Source organism: Nitratireductor sp. ZSWI3 (assembly GCF_024655565.1).
GTDB lineage: Bacteria > Pseudomonadota > Alphaproteobacteria > Rhizobiales > Rhizobiaceae > Nitratireductor.
The window spans coordinates 1-25,270 of sequence record NZ_JANKOF010000037.1 but is presented as its reverse complement, the minus strand read 5'-3'; the positions used below and the strand labels follow the sequence as shown (position 1 = coordinate 25,270).

The 25,270-nt window shown below is 65.2% G+C and carries 23 protein-coding genes and 1 other RNA gene; 9 read left to right on the top strand and 15 right to left on the bottom strand.

What is annotated here, in order from left to right; genetic code table 11:
- Window positions 1-55: 55 nt before the first annotated feature.
- Complete coding sequence (gene miaA, locus NUU27_RS13160) at window positions 56-1,042, bottom strand: tRNA (adenosine(37)-N6)-dimethylallyltransferase MiaA (protein ID WP_257762568.1); 987 nt, start codon at window positions 1,040-1,042, stop codon at window positions 56-58.
- Between miaA and serB the strand changes: the two genes are divergently transcribed.
- On the top strand, window positions 1,020-1,910 hold the full coding sequence (gene serB, locus NUU27_RS13155) for a phosphoserine phosphatase SerB (RefSeq protein WP_257762567.1): 891 nt from the start codon (window positions 1,020-1,022) through the stop codon (window positions 1,908-1,910). The genes miaA and serB overlap by 23 nt on opposite strands.
- A gap of 33 nt (window positions 1,911-1,943) precedes the next feature.
- On the opposite strand, the gene NUU27_RS13150 is transcribed toward serB, so the two are convergent.
- The 7 genes from NUU27_RS13150 to NUU27_RS13120 form a co-directional block, all read right to left on the bottom strand.
- Window positions 1,944-3,449, bottom strand: coding sequence for a DegQ family serine endoprotease (locus NUU27_RS13150; protein WP_257762566.1), 1,506 nt, complete (start codon window positions 3,447-3,449; stop codon window positions 1,944-1,946).
- Between the two features lie 181 nt (window positions 3,450-3,630).
- Complete coding sequence (locus tag NUU27_RS13145) at window positions 3,631-3,816, bottom strand: DUF2065 domain-containing protein (RefSeq protein ID WP_257762565.1); 186 nt, start codon at window positions 3,814-3,816, stop codon at window positions 3,631-3,633.
- Between the two features lie 8 nt (window positions 3,817-3,824).
- Window positions 3,825-4,748: a protease modulator HflC gene (gene hflC, locus NUU27_RS13140; protein ID WP_257762564.1), complete on the bottom strand. Its 924-nt coding sequence runs from the start codon at window positions 4,746-4,748 to the stop codon at window positions 3,825-3,827.
- Entirely contained in the window at window positions 4,748-5,851 is a 1,104-nt protein-coding gene (gene hflK / locus NUU27_RS13135) for an FtsH protease activity modulator HflK (RefSeq protein WP_257762563.1), read from the bottom strand. Before hflK ends, hflC begins: the two co-directional genes overlap by 1 nt.
- Window positions 5,852-6,002: 151 nt before the next feature.
- On the bottom strand, window positions 6,003-6,497 hold the full coding sequence (locus NUU27_RS13130; RefSeq protein WP_257762562.1) for a dihydrofolate reductase: 495 nt from the start codon (window positions 6,495-6,497) through the stop codon (window positions 6,003-6,005).
- A 38-nt stretch (window positions 6,498-6,535) separates the two neighbouring features.
- A complete protein-coding gene (locus tag NUU27_RS13125; RefSeq protein ID WP_257762561.1) occupies window positions 6,536-7,330 on the bottom strand; it encodes a thymidylate synthase in 795 nt (264 codons plus the stop codon).
- A 168-nt stretch (window positions 7,331-7,498) separates the two neighbouring features.
- Complete coding sequence (locus NUU27_RS13120; RefSeq protein ID WP_257762560.1) at window positions 7,499-7,810, bottom strand: DUF2853 family protein; 312 nt, start codon at window positions 7,808-7,810, stop codon at window positions 7,499-7,501.
- Between the two features lie 149 nt (window positions 7,811-7,959).
- Here NUU27_RS13120 and ssrA point away from each other — a divergent pair.
- Window positions 7,960-8,331, top strand: a transfer-messenger RNA (tmRNA) gene (gene ssrA, locus NUU27_RS13115).
- Between the two features lie 146 nt (window positions 8,332-8,477).
- On the opposite strand, the gene NUU27_RS13110 is transcribed toward ssrA, so the two are convergent.
- Entirely contained in the window at window positions 8,478-9,683 is a 1,206-nt protein-coding gene (locus NUU27_RS13110; RefSeq protein WP_257762559.1) for a multidrug effflux MFS transporter, read from the bottom strand.
- A 166-nt stretch (window positions 9,684-9,849) separates the two neighbouring features.
- Between NUU27_RS13110 and NUU27_RS13105 the strand changes: the two genes are divergently transcribed.
- From NUU27_RS13105 to NUU27_RS13090, 4 genes are all read left to right on the top strand, one after another.
- A complete protein-coding gene (locus NUU27_RS13105) occupies window positions 9,850-10,536 on the top strand; it encodes a TetR/AcrR family transcriptional regulator (protein ID WP_257762558.1) in 687 nt (228 codons plus the stop codon).
- Window positions 10,537-10,610: 74 nt separating this feature from the next.
- Entirely contained in the window at window positions 10,611-11,177 is a 567-nt protein-coding gene (locus NUU27_RS13100; RefSeq protein ID WP_257762557.1) for an SspB family protein, read from the top strand.
- 2 nt (window positions 11,178-11,179) lie between these two features.
- A complete protein-coding gene (locus NUU27_RS13095) occupies window positions 11,180-11,377 on the top strand; it encodes a DUF4169 family protein (RefSeq protein ID WP_257762556.1) in 198 nt (65 codons plus the stop codon).
- Window positions 11,378-11,385: 8 nt separating this feature from the next.
- On the top strand, window positions 11,386-11,604 hold the full coding sequence (locus tag NUU27_RS13090) for a ribbon-helix-helix domain-containing protein (protein ID WP_257762555.1): 219 nt from the start codon (window positions 11,386-11,388) through the stop codon (window positions 11,602-11,604).
- 12 nt (window positions 11,605-11,616) lie between these two features.
- On the opposite strand, the gene NUU27_RS13085 is transcribed toward NUU27_RS13090, so the two are convergent.
- The 3 genes from NUU27_RS13085 to NUU27_RS13075 form a co-directional block, all read right to left on the bottom strand.
- Window positions 11,617-15,438 carry an AsmA family protein gene (locus NUU27_RS13085; RefSeq protein ID WP_257762584.1) on the bottom strand — a complete coding sequence of 1,274 codons (3,822 nt, stop codon included), beginning with the start codon at window positions 15,436-15,438 and terminating at the stop codon, window positions 11,617-11,619.
- Window positions 15,439-15,543: 105 nt separating this feature from the next.
- Window positions 15,544-16,962, bottom strand: a complete 1,419-nt coding sequence (locus NUU27_RS13080; protein WP_257762554.1) for an FAD-binding oxidoreductase — start codon at window positions 16,960-16,962, stop codon at window positions 15,544-15,546.
- A 110-nt stretch (window positions 16,963-17,072) separates the two neighbouring features.
- A complete protein-coding gene (locus NUU27_RS13075; protein WP_257762553.1) occupies window positions 17,073-18,902 on the bottom strand; it encodes a chloride channel protein in 1,830 nt (609 codons plus the stop codon).
- 335 nt (window positions 18,903-19,237) lie between these two features.
- On the opposite strand from NUU27_RS13075, the gene NUU27_RS13070 reads away from it, so the two are divergent.
- Entirely contained in the window at window positions 19,238-19,438 is a 201-nt protein-coding gene (locus tag NUU27_RS13070) for a hypothetical protein (protein WP_257762552.1), read from the top strand.
- A gap of 16 nt (window positions 19,439-19,454) precedes the next feature.
- Here NUU27_RS13070 and NUU27_RS13065 read toward each other — a convergent pair whose 3' ends face one another.
- Complete coding sequence (locus NUU27_RS13065) at window positions 19,455-20,333, bottom strand: dienelactone hydrolase family protein (protein WP_257762551.1); 879 nt, start codon at window positions 20,331-20,333, stop codon at window positions 19,455-19,457.
- Window positions 20,334-20,496: 163 nt separating this feature from the next.
- Here NUU27_RS13065 and NUU27_RS13060 point away from each other — a divergent pair, with 163 nt between their 5' ends.
- Both NUU27_RS13060 and NUU27_RS13055 read left to right on the top strand, forming a co-directional pair.
- Entirely contained in the window at window positions 20,497-20,910 is a 414-nt protein-coding gene (locus tag NUU27_RS13060; RefSeq protein ID WP_257762550.1) for a helix-turn-helix domain-containing protein, read from the top strand.
- A 171-nt stretch (window positions 20,911-21,081) separates the two neighbouring features.
- Window positions 21,082-23,595, top strand: a complete 2,514-nt coding sequence (locus NUU27_RS13055; protein ID WP_257762549.1) for an ATP-dependent helicase — start codon at window positions 21,082-21,084, stop codon at window positions 23,593-23,595.
- A 451-nt stretch (window positions 23,596-24,046) separates the two neighbouring features.
- Here the strand turns inward: NUU27_RS13055 and NUU27_RS13050 are convergent, their stop codons facing one another.
- Both NUU27_RS13050 and NUU27_RS13045 read right to left on the bottom strand, forming a co-directional pair.
- Window positions 24,047-24,499, bottom strand: a complete 453-nt coding sequence (locus tag NUU27_RS13050; RefSeq protein WP_257762548.1) for a hypothetical protein — start codon at window positions 24,497-24,499, stop codon at window positions 24,047-24,049.
- 235 nt (window positions 24,500-24,734) lie between these two features.
- A complete protein-coding gene (locus NUU27_RS13045) occupies window positions 24,735-25,064 on the bottom strand; it encodes a DUF488 family protein (protein WP_308219966.1) in 330 nt (109 codons plus the stop codon).
- Between the last annotated feature and the right edge of the window lie 206 nt (window positions 25,065-25,270).

Here is a 25,270-nt window from a genome sequence, read left to right as displayed (position 1 = left end):
TCTCACTTACGCAAGGTTAATCGCTACAATCATAACTGGCACCAACCGCCGCATTTCAGCCGCTGGCGGTCAGGATTCGTGCGACAACAGAGGCGAGTTCGGTGTTCCGGTCGATGGCGATCCGCGTCCACTCGGGGCCGAACTGGTTGCGGAACCAGGTCATCTGACGCTTCGCATATTGCCGGGTGGCGGTCTTGGTGCGCGCCACCGCATCCGCAAGGGTTTGGCGGCCGGCAAGGGCATCGCCAAGATCACGGACACCGATCGCCTTCATGGCGGGAAGGTCGGAGGCCAGATCGAGCGCTTGCAGCGCCCGCACCTCGTCCAGCGCCCCCTCCCCGATCATCCGGTCGAAGCGCGTGGCGATGCGCTCGGCAAGCAGGCCGCGCTCGGGCTCGAGCACGAAACCATGGCTGGTATCGGCGTCCACCAGCGGCACCGAAGCCTCGGCCTGCCAGTCGCTCAGGGGCCGCCCCGATGCATCAAGCACTTCGAGCGCCCGCACGATGCGTTGACCGTCGGACGGCCGGATGGCGGCGGCCGCCACCGGGTCCCTGTCGGCAAGAAGGGCATGGAGCGCTGCCGGCCCTTCGGCCGCCAAACGGTCCCGCCAGCCTCTGCGGACATCTTCGGGGACCGCCGGCATGGGCGACAAGCCCTCCGTCAGGGCCCGGAAATAAAGCCCCGTGCCGCCGACGAACACCGCCCGCCGGCCCGTGAACACTCCCTTGCGCGCCAGCGCCGCGACATCGTCCAGCCAGCGTCCGGTCGAATAGGCCCGTGCCGGGGGAACATGGCCGTAGAGGAAATGCGGTGCGGCCGCCAGATCGCCGGCATCCGGGCGCGCGGTCAGCACGGAAAGGACCGAATAGACCTGCATGGAATCGGCGTTGACGATAACGCCGCCCGTCCGGCGCGCGACCTCCATGGCGAGCGCGGACTTGCCGCTCGCCGTCGGCCCGGCTATCAGGATCGCGTTCTTCAGTTGCCTCGTCCCGTCGTCTTGTCCGGAAACGCCCATGCCTCTCGTCGCTACCCTCATCTCCAGCCCCGCGGAGCGCGCAGTGTCCGCGCCGCTTGCGACTATGGCCATGGAGGCGCTCGATGCAAGCCGCATCGACTGGCTTTGCGAGGGGGTGGCCTGCGATATTCACCTCGAAGGCGAAGGGGATGCGCAAGAAGCCGAACGGCGCCTGCGTCAGCGTCTTGAAGGAAAGCCCGTCGACATCGCCGTCCAGAAGACGGAAGGCCGGCGTAAGAAGATGCTGATTGCCGACATGGATTCCACCATGATCGACCAGGAGTGCATCGATGAACTCGCCGCCGAACTTGGCCTCAAGGAAAAGGTCGCAGACATCACCCGCCGGGCGATGAACGGCGAGATCGCCTTCGAGCCGGCCCTCGAGGAGCGCGTCGCGCTGCTCGAAGGTCTTGCGGTCGATGTGATCGACCGCGTCATCGAGCGCCGCATCACGCTCGCCGCGGGCGGGCCGGCGCTGGTGGCGACGATGAATGCGGCCGGTGCCTTCACCGCGCTGGTTTCCGGCGGCTTCGAGCATTTCACCGGTCCGATAAGCGCCAGGCTCGGCTTTCAGGCACAGCAGGCAAACCGGCTGCTGACCGCCGAGGGGCGTCTTGCCGGCACGGTCGCCAGGCCGATCCTCGGACGCGCCGCCAAGGCAGCAGCCCTGTCGGACTTCGCCGCGACGCACGGCCTGTCGCACGAAGAGGTGATCGCCGTCGGCGACGGCGCCAACGATCTCGACATGCTGGCGCTGGCCGGGCTCGGCGTTGCGCTGCACGCCAAACCGGCCGTCGCGGCCCAGGCGCGGGTGCGGATCGACCATGGCGACCTGACCGCCCTGCTCTACCTGCAGGGATACAGGGAGCGGGAATTCCTCCAGCCGTGAGGCCGCGCGAGCCCGGACGCGGGCCCGGAAACCTCAGTCCATCCTGAGGGTGACGAAGCGCAGCTCGCCGGTCTTCGAGGCCAGCATCAGCAGCGCGTTGCGGCGGCCCTGGCCCTTCAGCTCCTCCAGCCGGTCGAGCACTTCCTTCGGCGACGACACGGTCGCCTGGGCGATCTCGACGATCACGTCACCCGGAGTGACGCCCTTCTCCGCCGCGGCGGAGTTCTCGTCCACCTCGGTGACCACGACGCCCGAAATGTCGGCTGAAATCTCGAACTCGCCGCGCGTGTCGTCGTCGAGCGGAGCAAAATGCATGCCCAGAACGGCGGCGGCCGAGACCGGCCCGGAGGACGGCTCTTCCGCGTTGTTCTCGGTTCCCTCCGCCGAAGCCAGCTTCTCGCTGTCCTCGAGCCGTCCGAGCTTGACGCGAACGGTCTTCTCCTCGCCCTTGCGGATCACCGTCACGTCGACTTCCTCGCCGACCGGGCTCTCGGCGACGATGCGCGGCAGATCGCGCATGTGCACGATCTGCTTGCCGTCGAAATGGGTGATCACGTCGCCTGCCTGGATCGAGCCGTCGTCGACAGGCCCGCCCTCGATGACGCCGCTCACCATGGCGCCGACCGCCTTGTCCATCCCCAGGCTCTCGGCGATGTCGTCGGTAACTTCCTGAATGCGCACGCCAAGCCAGCCGCGCCGCGTCTCGCCGAACTCACGCAGCTGGTTGACCACGTTGATCGCCAGCGACGAGGGAATCGAGAAGCCGATGCCGATCGAGCCGCCGGTGGGCGAGATGATCGCCGTGTTGATGCCGATCACTTCGCCGTCCATATTGAACAGCGGTCCGCCCGAGTTGCCACGGTTGATGGCCGCGTCGGTCTGGATGAAGTCGTCATAGGGCCCCGAGCCGATCTCGCGGTTGCGCGCCGAGACGATGCCCACCGTCACCGTGCCGCCGAGGCCGAACGGGTTGCCGATCGCCATCACCCAATCGCCGATGCGCATCTTGTCGGAATCGCCGAAAGACACGTCCATCAGCGTTCGCTTGGAGGCGTCGACCTTGAGCACGGCGATGTCGGTCTTCGTGTCGACACCGAGGAGTTCCGCGTCCAGCTTGCCGCCGTCCGTGAAATTGACGACGATCTGGCCGCCTTCGGAGATGACGTGATTGTTGGTGACGATGATGCCTTCCTCGGCATCGATCACGAAGCCGGAACCGAGCGACTGGGCCTGCCGCGGCGTCGGCTCGGTGCCCGGCTGTTCCTGAAAGAAATCGTCGAAGAATTCCTGCAGAGGCGAACCTTCCGGCAGCTTCGGCATCGGCACGCGGCCGGCATTGTCGCCGCCTGTCGAGCGCGAGGTGGAGATGTTCACGACGGCCCCGGCAAGTCGCTCGGCGAGATCGGCGACGGAAGCGGGCCCCTCGGCCATGGCCTTCTGCGGCAGCAGGATGACCGGGCCCGAAGCCAGGGCGCCCACGGCAAGCATTGCGGCAACGGGCGCCACGCGCATTGAATTCAAGATCTTCGACGGCGTCATTGACGGCTAATCTCCAGATGGCTTGTCGGGCTGCCTGCCTTGAGCGACCCAGGTCAGATATGGACCCTAGATCGTCGGCAGCGCATTTTCCATGAAAAGACGCTTCACGTCTTTATGATCCGGCGCGATTGCGGCGTGTTTGCGGCCCGCGCAGGCTTTCCCGCGCGAGCCGCTGTTTTGTTCATCCTCGAATGAACCAGATCACGAAAACCCCCGCGATCATGGCTGTGATGCCGGCGGTGCGCAGCGTGCTCTCCGGCATCTCGATCACCTGTTCGGCGAGCCGCTTGGCCAAGCGCGGCATGCCGCCATAGACCAGCCCTTCGATAACCAGCACGAGGCCGAGGGCCGCGATGAAATCATTCATCGCGATCCCTATCGGCTGTCGGCGCCACCCGGTGCGGGCGCACCCGGCCGAGGCGTTCCCTGCGCATCGTTGAAGAAGCGGAAGAAGTCGCTGTCAGGCGAAAGCAGCATGGTGGTTCCGGCGGGATCGAGCGCCGATCGGTAGGCCGACATCGACCGGTAGAACTCGAAGAAGTCCTGGTCGCGCGAAAAGGCGTCGGCGAAGATGCCGTTGCGCTCGGCCTCGCCTTCACCGCGCAGGATCTCCGACTCGCGGTTCGCGGCCGCCCGGATTTCCACCACCTCGCGATCGGCGCGGGCGCGGATGCGGGCGGCGGCTTCGCGGCCGCGGGCCCGCAGGCGCTCCGCCTCGGCAAGGCGCTCGGCCTTCATGCGGTCATAGGTCTGCTGCGAGACCTCCGCCGTCAGGTCGGTCCGGCGGATGCGCACGTCCTCGATCTCAATTCCCAGCGAAGCCGCAGCCGGACGCAGATCCTCGGCCACCTCGCGCATCATCGATGCGCGTTCCTCGGAGAGGGCCGCCTCGAAACCACGCAGGCCGTAGACCCGGCGCAAGGCCGCATCGAGACGGGTCCGCATACGCTGTTCGGCAAGCTGGAGGCTGCCCGACACCGTCTGCCGGAAACGGCGCGGATCGTTGATGGAATAGGCGATGAAGGCATCGACTTCGTAGAACTTGCCGCCCGAAACCTGGACGCGGATGTCATCGAGGTCGAACCGCAGGATGCGGTCCTCGATGATCTGCACGTTGTCGGCCTCGACGAAGGCGAAGGGCAGTTTGAAGTAGAGGCCCGGCTCCCTCTTGACGTCGACGATCTCGCCGAAGCGAAGAACGATCGCCTGCTGGCGTTCGTTGACGACGAAGACCGCGGAATACAGGAGGAACAGCACAACCGCGCCGATGATGACCAGAATGGGAAGACGATTGGACATCAGTTGCCCCCTTGCGCGTCGGTGCGCGGCTGCTGCGATCTCTGGCGGAGTTCAGGCAGGGGCAGGTATGGCACCACTCCCTGGCCGCCGTTCTGCTCGACAATGACCTTGTTCGAGCCGCGCAGCACGTTCTCCATGGTTTCGAGGAAAAGCCGCTTGCGGGTCACCTCGGGTGCCTTGGCATATTCGTCGTAGACGGAGATGAAGCGTTGCGCCTCACCCTCGGCTTCCTGGACGACACGGTTCTTGTAGGCGGCAGCCTCTTCCCGGATGCCGGCCGCCTCGCCGCGTGCCTGACCGAGCTTCTGGTTCGAATACTGGTTGGCCTCCTCGACGAAACGGTCCTCGTCCTGCTCGGCGCGCTGCACCTCGTCGAAGGCGTCGGCAACCTCGCGCGGCGGGGCCGCGTCCTCGATGGACAACGCATTGACGGTCAAGCCCGTGCTGTATTCGTCAAGCGCCGTCTGGATGGTCGCCCGGACGTCCTCGGCGATGCCCTGTCGATCGTCGCGGAAAATGTCCTGCGCCGGCCGGCGTCCGACCACCTCGCGCATGGCGCTTTCGGCGATCTGCCGCAGCATCTCGTCGGGGCTCGCCACGTTGAACAGATAGGCGGAAGGATCGGCGACCTGATAGGCGACGGAGAATTTGACGTCGACGATGTTCTGGTCGCCGGACAGCATCAGACCGCTGGAGGCGCCGCCGCGGACGGCTCCGATATCGACCAGCCGCTCGGCGATCGATGCCTTCTCGACCGTCTCGACCGGCCACCAATGGAAGTGCAGGCCCGGCTCGGAGAGTTCTGGCTTGGGCTTGCCGAACCGCAGTTCCACCGCCACCTCATCGGGCTGCACGGTGTAGACGGCCTTGAACAGCCACAACCCGGCCAGCGCGACGATGACCAGAAGGATCATTGCCGGGCTCGCCCTGCCGCCCCCCGGAAGGGCGTTCTTCAGCCGGTCCTGACCGCGCCGGATGATCTCTTCAAGATCGGGGGGGGACCCCTGCGGTCCGCTCGGCCCACGCGGTCCCTGATCCCAGGGGCCTCCGTTATTGCCGCCGCCCCAAGGGCCGCCTCCGCCACTTTGATTGTTCCAGGGCATTCTCGTTCCTTCTCTAGATCCGGGTCCTGCCCGTGGCGGGCCGGCTCCCCCATCCGGTCTGTTATAGGTAGCGGCATCAGTGCTTTCAACGCGGCAGCGCGCCGCTTCTCAAGCGATTCCACCTACACGTGCCGATCACGTGCCGATGCGGCTAGCGCCGTTGGTAGACCACATAGCTTGTGGCGTAAACGTCCTTTTCGCCGGCGGGGACCTCCTCACGGGAGACCGGCTCCCATGTTTCGGGATCGATCGGCGGGAAATACGTGTCGCCCTCGATGTCGGCATGGACGTGGGTGACATGCAGGCGATCGGCCAATGGGAGGGCTTCACGGTAGATCTCGCCGCCGCCGATCACGCAGACATCGGCGTCCGACCGCCCGGCACCGGCGAGCGCCATCGCGACGGCAAGCGAGGAGACGCATTCGGCTCCTTCCGCCTCATAATCGGCCCGGCGTGTGACGACGATGTTGCGGCGGCCGGGCAAGGGCCTTCCGAGGCTCTCCCAGGTCTTGCGGCCCATGACGATCGGCTTGCCCAGCGTCAGCGCCTTGAAGCGCTTCAAATCTGTGGAAAGACGCCACGGCAAGCCGCCGACCCTCCCGATGACGCCGTTCTCGGCGACCGCGACGACCAATTCCACGCTCATCTCATCCTCCTCGGCGTTCCAGCCGCCCTCGCCGGACCCTAGACCGCGATCGGCGCGCGGATCGTCGGATCGGCCACGTAGCCCTGCAGCTCGAAATCCTCGAAGCGGAAGGCGAAGAGGTCGTCGATCTCAGGATTGATCCACATGGCGGGGAGCGGTTTGGGGGTGCGGGCCAACTGCTCGCGCGCCTGGTCGAAATGGTTCGAATAAAGATGCGCGTCGCCCAGCGTGTGCACGAAATCGCCGGGTTTCAGCCCCGTCACCTGGGCGATCATCATCGTCAGAAGCGCATAGGAGGCGATGTTGAAGGGCACGCCCAGGAAGATGTCCGCCGACCGCTGGTAGAGCTGGCAGGAAAGACGCCCCTCGGCGACATGGAACTGGAACAGGCAATGGCACGGAGGCAGCGCCATGCGGTCGACCTCCGCCGGGTTCCAGGCCGAAACGATGTGCCGCCGGGAATTCGGGTTGGTCTTCAGGCTCTTCAGAAGATTTGCGATCTGATCGATGTGCCGGCCGTCGGGAGCCGGCCAGGACCGCCATTGGGCGCCGTAGACCGGCCCCAGTTCGCCGTTCTCGTCCGCCCATTCATCCCAGATGGAAACGCCATGCTCCTTCAGATAGGCGATGTTGGTGTCGCCCTTCAGGAACCAGAGCAGCTCGTGGATGATGGATTTGAGATGCAGCTTCTTGGTCGTCAGGACCGGAAAGCCCTGCCCCAGGTCGAAGCGCATCTGATAGCCGAAGACGCCGCGCGTGCCGGTGCCGGTGCGGTCGTCGCGGTCGACGCCGTTGTCCATCACATGGGAGAGAAGGTCGAGATACTGGCGCATGGCGAACCGATTCGAATGGATATCGTCGCCGCCATCATAGAGCAGCCTGCCACCGCGAAAAGTGCATCGCGTTGATTTGCCGGCACCATCCACACGGCGTCCGGAGGAAGCAAAAATGCCCTCTTCGAAACGAAGAGGGCACGAAAAGCGTCCTGACGGCGCCGGAAATCAGAGGGCCGACAGCTTGCCCAGATGCTTGGCAACGAGATAGTAGAAGGTCACGCGGCTCTTGGAATTGTCGGCAGACATGGTCTCGCAGACTTTCTCAATCACCGAATCGCATTTTGCGGCATCGGTTTCGCCGAATTTCTTCATGCACCACTTCTCACGCACGCGATCGAGCTCGCTGGGATCCGTGCAGGACACCAAAGACGAATCGCGGTTGCGCAGCGCGATGCCGAGATGCTTGACGATCTTGCCGACCGCATCCTCATCGGCGGTTGCATCGTACTTGCGGACATCTGCGAGATAATCAGCCATGACCTCTCCCTCATTACAGATCGTGGCCTTGTTTCGACCCGCCGGCGGCTAACGCAACCTGCGCGTTCGTCAAAACGTCACCACACCGTGCGAGAGCTTCCGCAAAGCTCGACGCCAAGTCAATCCCGAAAACCTTTTTCCCGCCGAATCCCCTTTCCATGCCACGACGGCATCACTATATTCGCACCGTCGGCTCGACCGACTATGGCGATAAACTGCCGGTGCAATAAACCATTCGGACCCGGGGGCAGTGCCCGGCGCCTCCACCAGAAACCGCCGCAAGGCGTTCCGTTCCGCAGGGCGGCTTCTGATGGGGGCGAAACAGGATCGACGAGGGTGTAAAGATCGGACTTTCGCTCGGCATGGTACCACCGTTATCGGGCTAAACTCTATAGTTGCCAACGACAACTATGCGGAGGCACGTCTCGCTGCTTAATGCGGCGCGATAGCTTCAAATCAAGCCTTAGGCCGTCGCAGGTCTAAGCGGGGTCCGGAGGCACCTGGCAACAGAAGCCTCCACTTCCTTCTCTTTCACCTACCCTCCCAGTCCTTGCCCTCGCGACGATTCGATCCGTTGCGCGCCTCCGTCGTGCCACAAAAAGAAGGGGCGGAAGACCGCCCCTCAAGCGCATCGGCCCGAAATCATGGCAAGGTTTTGCGGACACGCCTATTCGGCGGGGGCCCGCGCCGCAGCGCCGGTCCGGCCGAGCGTCAGCTGCGTCAGGGCGAGCGCCAGCACGGCGCAGGCCGCGATGCTCGTCACCATCGGCAGCGGCGTGCCGTCGAAGAACAGGCCGGAGACGGCCATGGCGAGCGCGCCGGTGGCGAAGTGCAGCGTGCCCATCAGGGCCGACGCGGTGCCGGCGATCGCTCCGTGATCGTCCATCGCCAGCACCGAAGTCGTCGGGATGACGAGGCCCAGAAAGCCGTAGCCGACGAACAAAAACGGCGCCATGACCCAGAGCGACTGCTGGCCCGTCGCCATCACCGCCAGCATGGCGACCATCACCGTTGCGTAGGAGACCACGGCGACCCGCACCACGCGGCGCAGGCCGAACCGCTCCGTCAGCGTGCCCGTCAACTGCGACATGGCGAAGAAGGCGACGGCGTTGATGGAGAAGAACATGCTGTAGACGGACGGCGACAGCCCGTAATGATTGATCAGCACGAAGGACGAGCTCGACAGATAGACGAAGAAGCTCGAGATGCCGAAGCCGCCGATGAAGGTCAGCCCCAGGAAATTGCGGTCTCCCATGAGGAAGCGGTAGCCGCCAAGTGCGCTGCGCAGCGAGCTGCCCTGTCGCTCGGAGGCCGGGCGCGTTTCCTTCAACGACGTGGCCAGAAGGACGACGGCGAGCAGGGCCGCCACCGTGACCGACCAGAAGACGGCGCGCCAGCCGAGCGTCTCGATGATGAAGCTGCCGGTCAACGGCGCCAGGATCGGCGAGATGGAAAAGACCAGCATCAGCAGCGACATCAGCCGGGCCGCCTCGGTCCCCGTGTGCAGATCGCGCACGACCGCACGCGGCACCACCATGCCCGCCGACGCGCCGAGCCCCTGCAGGAACCGGAAGGTGATCAGCATCTCGATGCTCGTGGCGAGCGCCGAGCCGATGCTGCCGGCGATGAACAGGGCAAGCCCCAGATAGAGCGGTGCCTTGCGGCCGACCATGTCGGAGATCGGCCCGACGATGATCTGCGCGAAGCCCATCGACAGGAAGAAGACGAGAAGCGACATCTGCACCGGCACCGTTCCGGCACCGAGGTCGGCGCCGATCGAGGGAAGTGCAGGAAGATACATGTCGATGGCAAAGGGGCCGACGGCGGTCAGAAGGCCGAGCACGACCGCGATGCGGAGGAACCTGGGTGTCATGGTAAGGCTCTTTCAAAAAAGATGTCCGCCCCGTCCGGGCGCTATTTTGCAAGGACGAAACGGGCGCAGAGAAACCGACACCCTCCCCCGTCGAAATTTCTCCATTGAGACGGCCATATTTTTAGACGGACTTGTCCAATTCGTCAATCAGGCGTATATGTTTTTTATGAGATCGATCAACACTCCTGACACGTTCCCGCCACGCAGCCACGCTGCCAAACGCCAATCCATTCTCGATGCGGGGGCGCGCGTGTTCTACCAGGAGGGCTTTGCCGGGGCGAACATCGACATGATCGCCGCCGAAGCCGGCGTCTCGCGCCAGACGGTCTACAACAACTACGGCGACAAGGAGAAACTCTTCGCGGCCGTGGTCGGCGAGATCACCGAGCGCTGCAACGCCCGCGCCTTCGCCGTTCTCGGCACCTTCCCCGACCGCCCCAGGAATCTTGAGGCCGATCTCGTCGCCTTCGCCTTGCGCTTCAACAGCAACTGCACCTGCGACCGGGACGGCAAGTTCCTGCGCAAGCTCATCCAGAGCGAGGGTGCGCGCCACCCCGAGCTGTTCGCCAGTTGGCGGACGGAGGGTCCGGGCAAGGTTTGGTCGGCGCTGGCCGCGCGTTTTGCCCGACTTGCCTTTGCCGGCTTCCTGGATGTCGACGATCCCGACATCGCCGCCCGCCAGTTTCTCGCCCTGATCAACATGGAACTCCAGCTTCCGGCCATGTTCGGCGAGACCTTGAGCGAGGAAGACTTCGTCCTCTCCACCAGACGGGCCGTCAGGACCTTTCTGCGGGCCTATGGCCGGCGGGACGGCCTAGCTCCCGAGATGGCCGAAACGGCTTTGCAGGCATAATGCCTTTTGCCGGTTTACCTGAGCACGGTCCTTGATTAGAGGTAAGGGCATCGACTCACCAACCGGTTCGCACGATGGCCGAAGACCGCATCAGATACGACATTCTTGCTCAAGACGCCCTGCGCGGCGTGATGCGCAAGGTGCTCGCCGAAGTCGCGCGCACCGGCCTTCCGGGCGAGCATCACTTCTTCATCACCTTCCTGACCACGGCGCCCGGCGTGCGCATCTCCACCCGCCTGCGCGAACGCTATCCCGAGCAGATGACAATCGTGTTGCAGTACCAGTACTGGGACCTGAAAGTCAGCGAGACGGGTTTCGAGGTCGGCCTTTCCTTCGCCGATGTTCCCGAGATGCTGAGCATCCCCTTTTCCGCGGTCCGCGGCTTCTACGACCCGTCGGTGAACTTCGAGCTCGAATTCGATGTCCGGCCCGAGGAGGCCGCGGTTGCGGCCAACACCGAGACGGCCGGCGAGGCAGTGCGCCCTGTCGATGCCGCGCCCGAGCCGCAGACGAAGAAGCCCTCCGAGCCGGCAAAGAAGAAGAGCGCGAAATCGGCGCCCAAGGAAAAGGAAAAGGAAAAGGAAAAGCAGGAAAGCAAGGGGGCCGAAGTGGTCTCCCTCGATGCGTTCCGCAAGAAGTGACCGTGGGCGAGATCGTCAATCTGCGTCAGGAGCGCAAGCGCAAGGCCCGCGACGAGAAAGAGCTGCGTGCCGCCGAAAACCGCGCGCTCCACGGACGCACCAAGGCGCAGAAGCAGCACGATATCAAGCGCGCCGTTGTGTCCCGGCAGCATTTGGACGGCCACAGGATCGGCCAGGACGACGAGACCACGTCCCGGTGAGCGGCGGCGTGCGAAAGCACTCGATCAGCATTCGCGGACACCGCACCAGCATCTCGCTCGAGCCCGCCTTCTTTCACGAGCTGGAACGCATCGCCCGCGAACGGCGCCTGCCGCTCGCCGCGCTCGTCGCCGAGGTCGATGCCGCCCGCCCCGATGACGGCAATCTTTCGTCGGCCCTGCGCCTCCTGGTGCTCGAGGACCTGAAACGCCGCGTCGGCTCACCGTGATCGGACAATGCCTCAGTCCGTCGGCCCCAGCAGTTCCTTCAACCGTTCGGGCGACAGGCTTTTCGCCCTGAAGAACTCGGAGACGGCATCGGCAGAATTGGCGTCCGGCGACGGCGCGGGCAACGCCCTGCGCTCGATGTTTCGGTTCTCCTCCGGTGGCGGCTTCGGCGCATCGCGCCGCGCTTCCTCCGCGGCGCGCAAAGCACGGGCGGCCCGCTCGGCCTCCTCCGCCGCGCGGCGGGCCTCTTCGGCAGCGGCCTTGCGCCGCGCTTCCTCGGCAGCCCGCGCGCGCTCTTCCTCTTCCTGCCGCAGCTTCAACTCGCGTTCCAGCCGCAGCCGCTCGGCCTCCTCCCGCTCGCGCTGCGTCTGAAGGGCCGCGAAGTAGCGGACCTCGCGGCGCAGGCGCTGCTGCTCCAGCAGCACCGACTGCATCCGCTCCACGCGGACCTGCTCCCGCTCGAGGGCGCGCTGCGTGAGAAACTGCGCCAGCGGCGCGGTGGAGATCTCCGTCCGCGCCATCGCGAACGGCCCGCTCGTCTCGAAGGTGACGGCCGGCTCCGAGCCGACCACCGCCTCGGTGCCCGCATCATAGAGCAGGCTGCCCGCCGCCCGGACGCTGAGGTCGCGCAGATCGGCTGAAATCTCCGCCGTCAGGATTGTCCCGTCGGCCGCAAGGCGGATCGGCGGCGTTCTTGCGGCGCCTCCCGCCACCGTGAAGGCGAATTCGGTTGCACCGGCCGGAAAGCGCCCGGAGCGCACGATCGCCGGGGCAAAACCGGCCGTCTCCTCCGCGTCGATGCCGTTGCCTGTAGCGTCCGCCCTGGCGAGGATCGGCCCCAGCGCATCGGGGTTGAGCCCGTCGATCACCAGGTCGCTCAGCGCCGCCGAGCCGGATCCCGTCAGGGCCGCCACCATGCCGTTCACCGTCTTGCCGCTCGCCGTCACGCTGGTGCGGGCATCGAGCTTGCCGGTCATGCTCGCCTGCGGGAGAACGGCGTCGAGCGCCGCTCCCTCGAGCCCGATCTGGGCGGTCAGAAGCCCGGTCCCGGCATTGTTCTTGAGGGTCGCGAAACCGTCGATGGTCCCGCCGTATATTTCGGCCTTGAGGTCGGACAGCGCCATGCCCTCGCCATCGAGCTTGAGCTTCATCGCCGCATTCCGGCCGCCGGCCCAGAAGCCGGCCCACAGCGCGTCGGCGCGCAATTCGAGGTCCGCCGAGAAGGGCAAGGCGACATCCTGTCCGAACGGCACTTCGGGCCACTCCCCGCTCTGTTCGCCGGAGAAGGCGCTGGGCCCCAGCACCAGTTCGGCCACCGGCGCCAGATCGAAGCGGGAGAGATCCAGCGCACCGTCGAAACGCGGCTTGTTTGCGTCGAGCGCGATGTTGAGATCGCCCGACACGTCGCTCCCGGCAAGACTGCCCGTCAGACCCGAGAGGACGGCAAGCCTGTCGCTCCATTCCAGTTCCGCAGCAAGATCGACCGGCATTCCGAGCCCGAAACCCGGCAGAACCACCCCGGCGACCGAAAGCCACGGCTCGATGTCGTCGCTGGCGATGTGCGTCCGGCCGGCCAGCCTCGGCGCACCCTCCTTGAAGGTCAGGGCCCCATCGAAGCCCGTGTCCAGCCCGTCGCCGGTCAGCTGCAGCCGGGTGGCGATGCTGTCGGCCCGCGATCCCTCGGCGGAAAGCTCCAGCTTGGCCTCCCCGGCGAGGCCGAGCGGCAGAGCGGGCAGGCCGGCAAGCCCGTAAAGAAACGCCGCATCGTCGTTCTGCGCCGTCAGGTCGAGCTTGAACCGGCCGTCGAGCGGCGCCCCGCGCGGACTGTTGTCCGACAGGGAGAGGCTGAGCTTCGTGCCGCCCGCGACCCCCTCGGCGCTGACGCCGAGGCCGATGGTGTCGTCGCCATTGTCGGCGGCGCTCGCCACGAGGTTGAGCTCCGCATCGGCAAGCAGCCCCGGAAACGCCTGCACGCGTTCCGCGATGCCGCCCAAGACGGCGTTTTCGGGAAAGCGGCCGGCGAGCGTTTTGGCAAGCCCCGATAGGTCGGTGGACAGGATCGTCGCATCGATCTTGCCGGTCGGTGCCGAGGCGAAATCGCGGATCTGGCCGGTCGCGCTGATCTGGGTGCCGGCAAGGCCGCCGACGGTCAGCCGGTCGACCTCCAGAACGCCCTCGCGCAGCCGCAAGGCGCTGTCGAGCGTTTGCGCGGTCAGCCCCGATGCGGTGACGGGACCGGCCTTGATCTCCAGATCGACGTCATGTCCCTCCAGCCGGTTCGCCCCCGCATCGCTCACGAACAACGACATGAACGCGCGTATTCCCTCAAGGTCGAGCGCCTCCCCGTCGAGCGCGACGGTGAGCGAAGGGCGGGTATCGGCGGAGGCTTCGCGAACCACGCTACCCGTGAAGCGGGCGCCGCCCAGGATCAGTTCCAGCGCATCGAAACTCTGCCGGGTCGCCGAAAGCGCCACGTCGGCGCTAAAACCGGCAGCCGGGAGGCGGCGGATGGCATCGTCAACGTCCCGCGAGACCCAGGCGGCAAAGCCCGAAGGCTGGGCGATCGCCAGCAGCATGTGCCCCTCGAAGGCGAGCGCCTCCCGCGCCGCAAGCTCGCCGCTCGCCTCGAAGCGGGTCCGGCCGGGCAGCGTTGCGGCGAAGGAGCCGATGGACCATCCGCCCTCGACGGGCTCGGCCCGCAGCGCAATGTTGCGGATGGTGGTGTCGCCGGCGACGATGGCCGGCAGGTTGACCGCCACCTGCCCCGGTATTCCGGGGGCCGGCAGAGCCTTGATGGCCCGCGCCAGCGCCTCCAGACGCTTCTCCAGATCGACACCTGCAATCGCGCCCTCCGTCTGCTCGTCGGGCTCGAGGCGGAGTTGCGCCCCGTCGGCGGTGATCGAGAAGCGCGGCTCGCTTCCCAGCTCGACGACGGCCGTTCCCTCCGCGCGATAGGGAGCGTCCACCGGACCGGTCTCGAAGCGGAACTCCTCCACCGAGAGCCGGTCGTGCTCCAGCCCGAAACGGCCGGAGAGCCGGTTGGTCGCCGCACCGACCGTCAGCACGGGCTGTTCGCCGTCGCTGCCGCGCAGCCTGACGATCTGCTCCTCGGTATAGGTGTTGAGCGTGAAGATGCCGTCATAATGGGCCGCGCCGTTTTCCAGGCGTGCCTGGCCATCGGCGGCGACCTTGATCGGCAGGCCGTCCGGAAGCGCCTCAACGCGCAGCCGCAAGGTCCCCTCGGGATCGGCCGTTCCGGTGGAGACGGTCACCGACATGGGCATGTCGTCGAAGGCGAGCCGGCCGCCGATCCGCCAAGGGCCGGCCAGGGTGCGGGCGGACAGCTCGGCATCGATGTCGGTCAGCGTGTGCGCCCGGCCGCTGGCGTCGTGCCGCAGATCGACCGAGCCGTCGATGATCGTCACCTTCTCGAGCGTCACCTGGCGCGGATCGAAAGGCCCGGAAGGCCGCACGGTCCAGTCGATCCCGCCATCCGCGGCGACCGATATCCTCGCCCGCGGCCGCACCAGGCGCATGTCGAAGATCAGCACCTCACCGCGCAGGAAGGGGGCAAGCTCGGCATCCATGGAGAATTCCTCCACGGTCATGCCGGGAACCTCAGGCGTCTCGCCCGCCACCACCACGTCGGTGAAGGTCAGGGAAGGAAACGGCAGAAGCCGCGCCCGCGCGGTCCCTTCCACGCGAACCTGGCGACCGAGCACGCGTCCGGCCTCCCGCTCGAACGCCGAACGGTAGTGGTTCCAGTCGATGAAGTAGGGAGCCACCAGCGCCGCGGTCAGCGCCAGGACCACCAGTCCACCGACGAATACGAACAGCCGGGCCAGTTGCGTCTCCTCAGCCTTCTCCCGTCAACGCCGCACAGTAGTGCGATTTCGATGACGATAAAGGGGCCTCGGCACAAATGATCGCACAAATTCCGCTTATGGGCGCCCTGCCCCGATGATCTTGCCCGGGTTCATGATGTTGAGCGGATCGATCGCCTGCTTGACCGCGCGCATGACATCCACCGCGTCACCCAGTTCCTCCTCGAGAAAGCGCATCTTGCCTTGCCCGATCCCGTGTTCGCCCGTGCACGTGCCATCCATGGAAAGCGCCCGCCGGTTGAGCCGCGCCACGAAGGCCTCGGCCTGCTCGATCTCGCCGGGATCGTCCATGTCCATCAGCACCAGCACATGGAAATTGCCGTCGCCGACATGGCCGAGCACCGTCGCGAGCAGGCCCGATTCGGCAATGTCCGCCTCCGTCTCGACAATGCATTCGGCCAGCCGCGAAATCGGCACGCAGACGTCGGTCGACAGGCCGCGCGTGCCCGGACGAAGGGCGATGCAGGCCCAATAGGCGTTGTGCCGGGCCTTCCACAGCCTGGTGCGTTCCTCCGCGATGCTTGTCCACTGGAACGGGCCGCCGCCGAACTCGGCGGCGATCTCGCCAAAAGTCTCCGCCTGCTCCTTCACGCCGGCGTCGCTGCCGTGGAATTCGAGGAACAGGCAGGGGCTTTCGGGATAATCGAGGTTGGAATAGGCGTTGATCGCCTTCATGGCGAGGCCGTTGACGAATTCGATGCGGGCCACCGGCACGCCCATCTGGATGGTCGCAATGACCGCCTGGCAGGCCTGTTCGACGTTCGGGAAGGGGCAGACGCCGCCGGAGATCGCCTGAGGGATGCCGTAGAGCCTGAGGGTCAACGAGGTGATGATGCCGAGCGTGCCCTCGGCTCCGATCAGGAGCCGCGTCAAGTCGTAGCCGGCCGAGCTTTTCTTGGCGCGTCGCGCCGTGGTGATCAGCCGCCCGTCGGGCATCACCGCCGACAGCCTCAGCACATTGTCGCGCATGGTGCCGTAACGCACCGCATTGGTGCCGGAGGCGCGCGTTGCAGCCATGCCGCCCAGGCTGGCATTGGCGCCCGGATCGATCGGGAAAAAGAGGCCGGTATCGCGCAGATGGTGGTTGAGATCCTCTCGCGTGACACCCGGCTCCACCGTGCAATCCAGGTCCTCGGCATTGACCGACAGGACCCGGTTCATGCCCATCAGGTCGAGGGAGATTCCTCCGCCGGGCGCGTTGACGTGGCCTTCCAGCGAGGTGCCGGTGCCGAAGGGGATGATCGGTACCCGATGCGCGGCGCAGATCCGCACCACGTCCTGCACTTCCTCCGCGGTGGCCGGCGCAAACACGCCGTCGGGCAGCTGGGCCGGGATGTAGCTCGTCGTGTGGGCGTGCTGCTCGCGCACCGATCGGCCGGTCAGCAGTCGCTCGCCATAGCGCTGGCGCAATATGTCGAGGGCGGTGGCGATGCCCTCTTCGTTGCGAACCACTTTCTCGAACTCGGCAAGCGCCATCGGACCTCTCCAATCGATCGAACCGCCCCGCCCGGCGCGGAACCGTTCCCGCTTCTATGCAACATCGTTACATGATTGTCTTCCTCGGCTGCTGATAGGAAGGGCGATCGTCAACCGTAGTGATTGCGGATCACCGATTGGGCGACTTCCTCCCGATCGATGATGCCGACGATCTCATCCGGCCGCGGCACGCCGCGATTGGCCTTGATGACGATGGCGTAGGAGCGCTGCCTGCGGCTCATGCGCGTGATCACATCGTTGAGGTTGCTGCGCTCGGCGGCAATGATGAAGGCGTTCGAGGACAATTCGTCGAGCCGCTCCTTGCCGAGCTTCTCGATGTCGGCGCGCAACGTGCCGAGTCGGATGAAGCCGGAGATGCGCTGGCCATCCGTGACGACGAGCTTGGCGGTTGTGACGTCGATCTGCTTCACGGCCTCGGCAACGGTCATCTCGCCGGGCAGGACATGGAAATCGCGGTTCATGATCTCCGCCACCGGCTGCACCAGAAACATGTTGGTGGTCCGGTTGGTGGGAATGGGCCTGCCCCGGTTGCGCAGCTTGATCGTGTAGATGTCGTCGATCACGAAGGCACGGCGGATGCCGATGGAAAGCGCGACGGCGAGCACCAGCGGCAGGATGATGTCGTAGTCGCGCGTCATCTCGAAGATCATCACGATCGCCGTCATGACGGCGCTCGTCGCGCCGCCGACCATCGCCCCCATGCCGATCATCGCAAAGGTGGGCACGGAAATCCCGGCATCGGGAAAGACCATCGCGCCGGCCGCCCCGATGGCGGCCCCCAGAGTGCCGCCCATGAACAGGCTCGGCGAGAAGATGCCGCCGGACGCACCGGCGCCGAGGCTGATCGTGGTGGCGAGAAGCTTGCCGATGAACAGCGCCACCAGAAGGACGATGCTGGTGTTGCCTCCGGCCAGGATGTCCTGGATCGTCGAATAGCCGACGCTGATGACGTGGTAGTGACCGCTCGCCAGGAAGAAGCCGTAGCCCATCAGGCCCACCGCGAACATGCCGATAGCGTTCTGCACATAAGGGTTGATCGGCATTTCCTCGAAGCGGTCTTCCATGAAGGCGAGCAGCTTGACGAAGACATAGGCGGCAACGCCCATCACCACGCCGGTGAGCACGGCAAGGCCGATCTCATGCACATTGACGGTCTCGAAGTGCATCTGGTTCAGCGTCTCGACGATAAAGGCTGTCTCCCCGCCCATCACCAACCGGTAGACATAGGTCGAGGTCGCCGTGGCGATGACCACGGGCAGGAAGCTGCGCGGCGAGATTTCCGGCAGCAGCACCTCGCTGGCGAACAGCACGCCGCCGAGCGGCGTGTTGAAGGTGGCCGCGATGCCGGCCCCGGCGCCGGCCGACAGGAGAGTGATCTTCTGCGGTCGCACGAGGCGCAGCCGGCGCGCGATGGTCGAGCCGAAAGACGAACCGATCTGGATGATCGGGCCCTCGCGCCCGACCGAGGCGCCCGTACCGATGGAGATCGCCGAGGCGAGCGACTTCACCACCGCCACCACGCCGCGCACATTGCCGCCCTTGTGATAGATCGCATACATCACTTCGGGAACGCCGTGCCCTTTCGCTTCCGGCGCGAAGGCCCGCACCAGGGCGACGACGATCAGACCGCCGATCACCGGAACGACGATGACCAGCGGGCCAAGCGGGCTCGGCCCGCCAAAAGTGTTCGGATCATAGTCGAGCGAGAATTTCTGATAGAACGAGACGTTGTAGATCGCGGCGATGAGGAACTTGAAGAGCATCGCGCCGAATGCCGCCACGATGCCCACCACGAGGGCCATCAGGGAGAGGACCGGCAGCGAGAGCTCGCGTTCGACAGTCTCGGCCTCGCCTTCGCCGCCTCCCCCATCCGGCGCGCTCTGATCTGCGGGCAGGACGGCAGTGGCTTCGGAAGACATAATCGGCTCTTTTGCTCGGGTTTCATTCAGGCTGCGCGATCGACACGCCCAGTCTTATTGCGCCCTGACGGCGCAGTGCAACCCGGATGAAGCGTCAGCCCCCCGGATGAAACAGCAAATACCTGCTTCTGGCCCATTGGAGCGCGCCGATCCCTCACCTGACGGGGCATCGCCCGATCAACGGTCCGTTAACCATGATCCGAGGCAACCATCTTGTGCACAGCTATGCCCCTGCCGGTCCTTGAACGGGCGGCGCCATGGCCCAGACTGCCGGGATCGGACCGACGATTCGCGGAGCGAGGCTTCGGCAGGGGCGATCAACGCGGCGGAACACAATGGTGAAGATCGACATCGATGCTTTGTCGAGATGCGTCGCCGACAACGCCAATGTCAGCGATTACGACATGTGGCGGGCGCTGAAATCGCTGGAAGACGAACTCTACCGGATCCAGGCCGGGCGCCGACCGATCCCCATGGATCTCGTCTTCGCCCGGGCGATCCTGCGCCGCGCCCAACAGGCCAGGGAATCGTCCTGATCCGGTCCGCCGGCGTTCAGGCAAGCTTCTCCTTCAGGAAATCGACCGTCCGCTGCCAGGCGAGATCGGCTGCCGGCTTGTCGTAACGCGCCTCCGACGTGTCGTTGTTGAAGGCGTGGTTTACGCCGTCATAGACATGGATGGTGAACTCCTTGCCGGCCTCCTCCAGGGCTGCCTCATAGGCGTCGATGCCGGCATTGATGCGCTCGTCCAGTCCGGCATAGTGCAGGAGCAGCGGCGCCTCGATCTTCGACACGTCCGCGGCATCGGCCTGGCGCCCGTAATAGGCGACCGCCGCGCCAAGATCGGGTGCGCTCACCGCGAGTTGGTTGACGAGACCGCCGCCCCAGCAGAAACCCACCGCGCCGACCTTGCCATTGGTCGCCGCGTCGCCTTTGAGGAAGGCCACCGTCGCCACGGCGTTGCGCACGGTCTCGGCGCCATCGAGCCCGCCGATCATTTCGCGCGCCTTGTCCTCGTCCTCAGGCGTGCCGCCCGCCGGCGACAGGAAATCGGGGGCAAGCGCGACGAAACCCTCCAGCGCCATGCGCCGCGCCACGTCGCGGATGTGCGGGTTGAGGCCGCGATTCTCATGGATGACGATCACCGCCGGCAGCGCGCCGGTCTCGCCGGCCGGCTTGGCGAGATATCCGCGCATCTCGCCGCCATCACCGGGATAGGTGATGTCCTGCGTCACGACACGGGGGTCGTCCTCCGCGACGATCGCGGCGCGCGCCGCACTCGCGGCAAGCATCGGCGCGATGGCTGCTGCTGCCGCGCCGGAGCCTGCAAGCGCCGTCAGCTTGTTCATGAACGCACGGCGGTCGAGCGAAAGATGCGTGTATTCGTCATAGGCGTCGATCATCGCCTGTGTGATCTTCGGCTTGTCCTGCATGCTGCTCTCCGATTGTCGATGTCCGGCCCGCCTGCCGGTTACTTTAGGTCGGCGGGCAGCGACTTCCATTCACAGCGCCGTGAACGGCGGCGCTCCCCTCCCTTCATCCGGCCGGGCGGCGGACCTATATGGGAGATAAAGGAGAACCTGCAGGAGAGGCGTCATGTGGTCGATCGGAGAACTTTCCCAGCGCGTGGGCGTCAAGGTCCCCACGATCCGCTACTACGAGGAAACCGGCCTGATCGAACCGCCCGAGCGCTCGTCCGGAAACCAGCGCCGCTACGGCAAGGAAGCCCTGGAACGGCTCACTTTCATCCGCCATGCACGCGATCTCGGTCTCGGCATCGAGGCGATCCGCGAGATGATCGAGCTCAGCGGCCATCCCGAAAAGCCCTGCGAAGCGGCCGACCGCATCGCCCGCGAGCACCTGCGGGAGGTGCGCGGGCGCATCGCCCGGCTGAAGCGGTTGGAGCACGAATTGGAACGCATCGTCGAAAGCTGCGACAATGGCGCCATCGGCGACTGCTATGTGCTGCGCGCGCTCGGCAACCACTCCCTGTGCGAGAGTGAGCATTAGGTTCGGCGGCCATACCGGTTCTTGCCGATCGGTTCCTGTGCAGTGGCGCCGACGAAGCGCCGATCACCTTTGCCGGCTCACCACAGGAAAGCCTTGGCCGGGCTGCGTCAAACCGGTACAAATGGAAAACATCCTTGGGCTTTGGCCCCCGAATCACCATATGCAGACGCGATGTCCGGTTATCCTGACGATATCCCGTTCTTCGACGAGGAAGAACCAGCTCCGAACGCTCCGGCGGCCGCCAAGCCCTCGGGCATCGCCGCGCGCGCCATGGCCGCCCGGGCGGCGCCGGCGCCGGCCCGCTATCTCGATGCGCTGAACCCGGAACAGCGCCTTGCCGTGGAGACCACGGAGGGGCCGGTTCTGGTGCTGGCCGGCGCGGGCACCGGCAAGACCCGCGTCCTGACCACCCGCATCGCCCATATCCTGGCCACCGGCCGCGCCTATCCCTCGCAGATTCTCGCCGTGACCTTCACCAACAAGGCCGCCCGCGAGATGAAGGAGCGCGTCGGCACGCTGGTCGGCGAAGCGATCGAGGGCATGCCCTGGCTCGGCACCTTCCATTCGATCGGCGTCAAGATCCTGCGCCGCCACGCAGAGCTCGCCGGCCTCAAATCCTCCTTCACCATTCTCGACACCGACGACCAGATCCGCCTCATCAAGCAGATCATCCAGGCCGAGGGGCTGGACGACAAGCGCTGGCCGGCGCGCCAGTTCGCCCAGATGATCGACGGCTGGAAGAACAAGGGCCTGGCGCCGAAGGACATTCCGGAAGGCGACGCGCGCGCATTCGCCAACGGCCGCGGCCGCGAGCTTTACGCGGCCTATCAGGAGCGCCTGAAGACGCTGAACGCAGTCGACTTCGGCGATCTCCTGTGCCTGCCGATCCGCATCTTCCGGGAGAATCCGGACGTGCTGGAGGAGTATCACCGCCGGTTCAGATACATTCTGGTGGACGAGTACCAGGATACCAACACCGCGCAATATATGTGGCTGCGCCTACTCGCCCAGCGCCCCAAGGCAGCCGCCGGCACGCTCATCAACATCTGCTGCGTCGGCGACGACGACCAATCGATCTATGGCTGGCGCGGCGCCGAGGTGGACAACATCCTGCGCTTCGAGAAGGATTTTCCCGGCGCCAAGGTCATCCGGCTGGAGCGCAACTATCGCTCCACCGCCCACATTCTGGGCGCCGCCTCCCACCTGATCGCCCACAACGAGGGCCGTCTCGGCAAGACGCTCTTCACCGATCGCGCCGATCCGGACGACGCCAAGGTGAAGGTCCACGCCGCCTGGGATTCGGAAGAGGAGGCGCGCGCCGTCGGCGAGGAGATCGAGGCATCGCAGGCCAGGGGGCACGCGCTGAACGACATGGCCATCCTGGTGCGCGCGTCCTTCCAGATGCGCGAGTTCGAGGACCGGTTCGTGACGCTCGGCCTCAATTATCGGGTCATCGGCGGGCCCCGCTTCTACGAGCGGCAGGAAATCCGCGATGCGCTCGCCTATTTCCGCATCGTCGCCCAGGAGGCCGATGATCTGGCCTTCGAGCGCATCGTCAACGTGCCGAAGCGCGGCCTCGGCGAGGCCAGCGTGCGGCAGATCCACGACGTGGCACGCATGCGCCAGGTGACGCTCCTGCAGGCCGCCCGCGACATCGTCGGCACCGAGGAGATGAAGCCCAAGCCGCGCGCGGCGCTGCGCAACCTCGCCGAAAGCATAGAGCGCTGGCAGGGCATGCTCGACAAGACGCCGCACACCGAGCTTGCCGAGACGATCCTCGAGGAGTCCGGCTACACGGACATGTGGAAGAACGACCGCTCCGCCGAAGCGCCGGGGCGCCTGGAAAACCTCAAGGAGCTGATCCGCTCCATGGAGGATTACGAGAGCCTGCGCGGTTTCCTCGAACATGTGGCCCTGGTGATGGACGCCGAGCGCCACGAGGATCTCGATGCCGTCAGCCTCATGACGCTGCATTCCGCCAAGGGCCTGGAATTCGAGACGGTGTTCCTGCCCGGCTGGGAGGAGGGTCTGTTTCCGCACCAGCGGGCGCTGGACGAAGGCGGCCGTGCCGGGCTCGAAGAAGAGCGCCGGCTTGCCTATGTCGGCCTGACACGCGCCAAGAAGAATCTTCACCTGTGGTTCACCTCGAACCGCCGCATCCATGGCCTGTGGCAATCGACCATCCCCTCGCGCTTCCTCGACGAATTGCCCGAGGCGCATGTGGACGTCGCCGAGGAGAGCGGCGGTTACGGGGGCTATTCCATCAGCCATGGCGGCGGTGCCGGCCGCCCTAACCCATACGGCAAATCCCGCTTCGACGATGCCGGCGTGTTTTCCAACACCTATGCGACGCCGGGCTGGCAGCGCGCCCAGAAGAACCGCACCGAAGCGACGGCGCGCAACTGGGGCACGCGGTCCGGCCACCAGGTGGAGCGGATCGGCTACGGCGAAGCGGATTCAGGCTACGGGGCGGGTCGCGGCGCAGTGAAAGGGCGGGTTATCGAGGGCGAGCTCGTCGCCAAATCGGTGTCGGACACCCCGTCGGCCTTCAAGATCGGGGACCGCGTGTTCCATCTGAAATTCGGCAACGGCAACATCGCCGCCATCGATGGAAACAAGCTCACCATCGATTTCGACAAGGCAGGCCAGAAGCGGGTTCTCGACGGCTTCGTCGAACGCGTTTAGCGCCGCGCGTCCTTCTGGATGCCATCCCCGTTGCATTGACCCTGTGCGTGGTTCAACAAGCTCACCATGAGGGTGGCTTTATTTGGCATGAAGCCTGAACCGTGGCTGCACTTGGCAGGAAGCCTGGTACCAAGGCGTTGCGTTGGGTTTGCAACCAATACCACCCCTCATGGTGAGCTTGTCGAACCACGCACGGCGCTGTTGCCACGAGGTGAAGAGGCGACCGAAATCATCATATGTGCATTGTGTTCGGATGCACAAAGGACGCTCAATCATTTTCCCGCTTTCATGCGCACACGAGGTGATGCGAGATGGCTGACCGCCTCCTCGTGAAGGTGACGGCGCCAGTAGCGATGGGATTGAAAGGCGGAAACCCTGAGAGCCTGCCCAGACATGGCCCCTGCCCGGCCTTTCGGGAAAGGCTCTCTGCCGTGATCGGCCGGTCCCGGATCTATGAGGGCTTGGAATAGACGAACTTGCCGTCTTCGTTTTTCTCGCGATTGAGAATGCCGCTGCGGGCATGTCGCGAGAGCGGCCCGGAAAAGGCATTCGACTTGTAGCGCGCTCCCGAAACCCCTTCGCAGCGGGCGACGATGTCGCTGATGGTCCTCGGCTCGGTGAAGAAATCGCTCTCGATCAGATCATTCAGCGCCGCGACGGCCCCGCGTGCGCTGTCGGTCGTCTTCTTCCGGCGGCCGGACCTCATGCCCCGGCCGAAATCCACGAACCCCGGTCCCGGCACGTAGCGTTCGTTGCCGCCTTCCGCAAAATCCCCCTCGCGTGCACTGCCGCCGGTCAGAACGAGCTCCACCACGCGCAACTGCACGGATTCGGATTCAAATCTGTTTACCGCCTCCGCAAGCTCCACCAGTTGCTGCCTTAACTTGTCAAAATCCTTAGTCATCCGTCCGCCCCAAAGCCAATCAGTCATCAAGACATAAAACAATCAGCACTTGCATATGTCTCTATAAGTGATTGGTAAGTCAATAGTAGAATCGCATGTATATGGTAAACAAGATAAGATTCTCACGAAAATCTGTCGCCGCGCGGCAGAATCCGTCAAACCGGCGCCAGAAACAACACAAGGTTGTATCAACGACGACGCTCGTTACTCACTTGCGCATGACGCATTGCAGCATTTATTTCATCAACAGTTCTTTGATGATGTTCGCATGATTTTCCTCGACGGTCCGGGCCGAGAAAAGCAGCGTCAGAGAGCCCCGGTCCGCCAACGCCCGCAAGCGGTCGAGGAGAGCGTCTTTCCCGCTCAGTTCCGCTTCGTAGCGCATGCGGAACTCCTCCCAGATCCGCGTTTCGTGAAACCATTTCCGCAGCGCATGCGAGGGCGCGATCTCCGGCATCCACAGGTCCAGCGCGGCGCGCTCCTTGCTGATGCCGCGTGGCCAGAGCCGGTCGACCAGCACCCTCGCCCCGTCCGAGGGGGCGGGCGGCTCATAGACGCGCTTCACCCGGATTTCCAACCCAACGCCCCCCAGCGCGAATGATCGACTCAATCAGATACAGCTCTGGATTGTATTCCTTCGATACAATTTGGCAACCACACGCGACTATCCTTTCCACCGTAGACACAATGTCTGCTCTGCCTCCAGGCAATCTGACCACTGCACTCTCCCGTCGGCTTGCCGGCGGGAGATCGTTTTCCTGGACGCCCCCC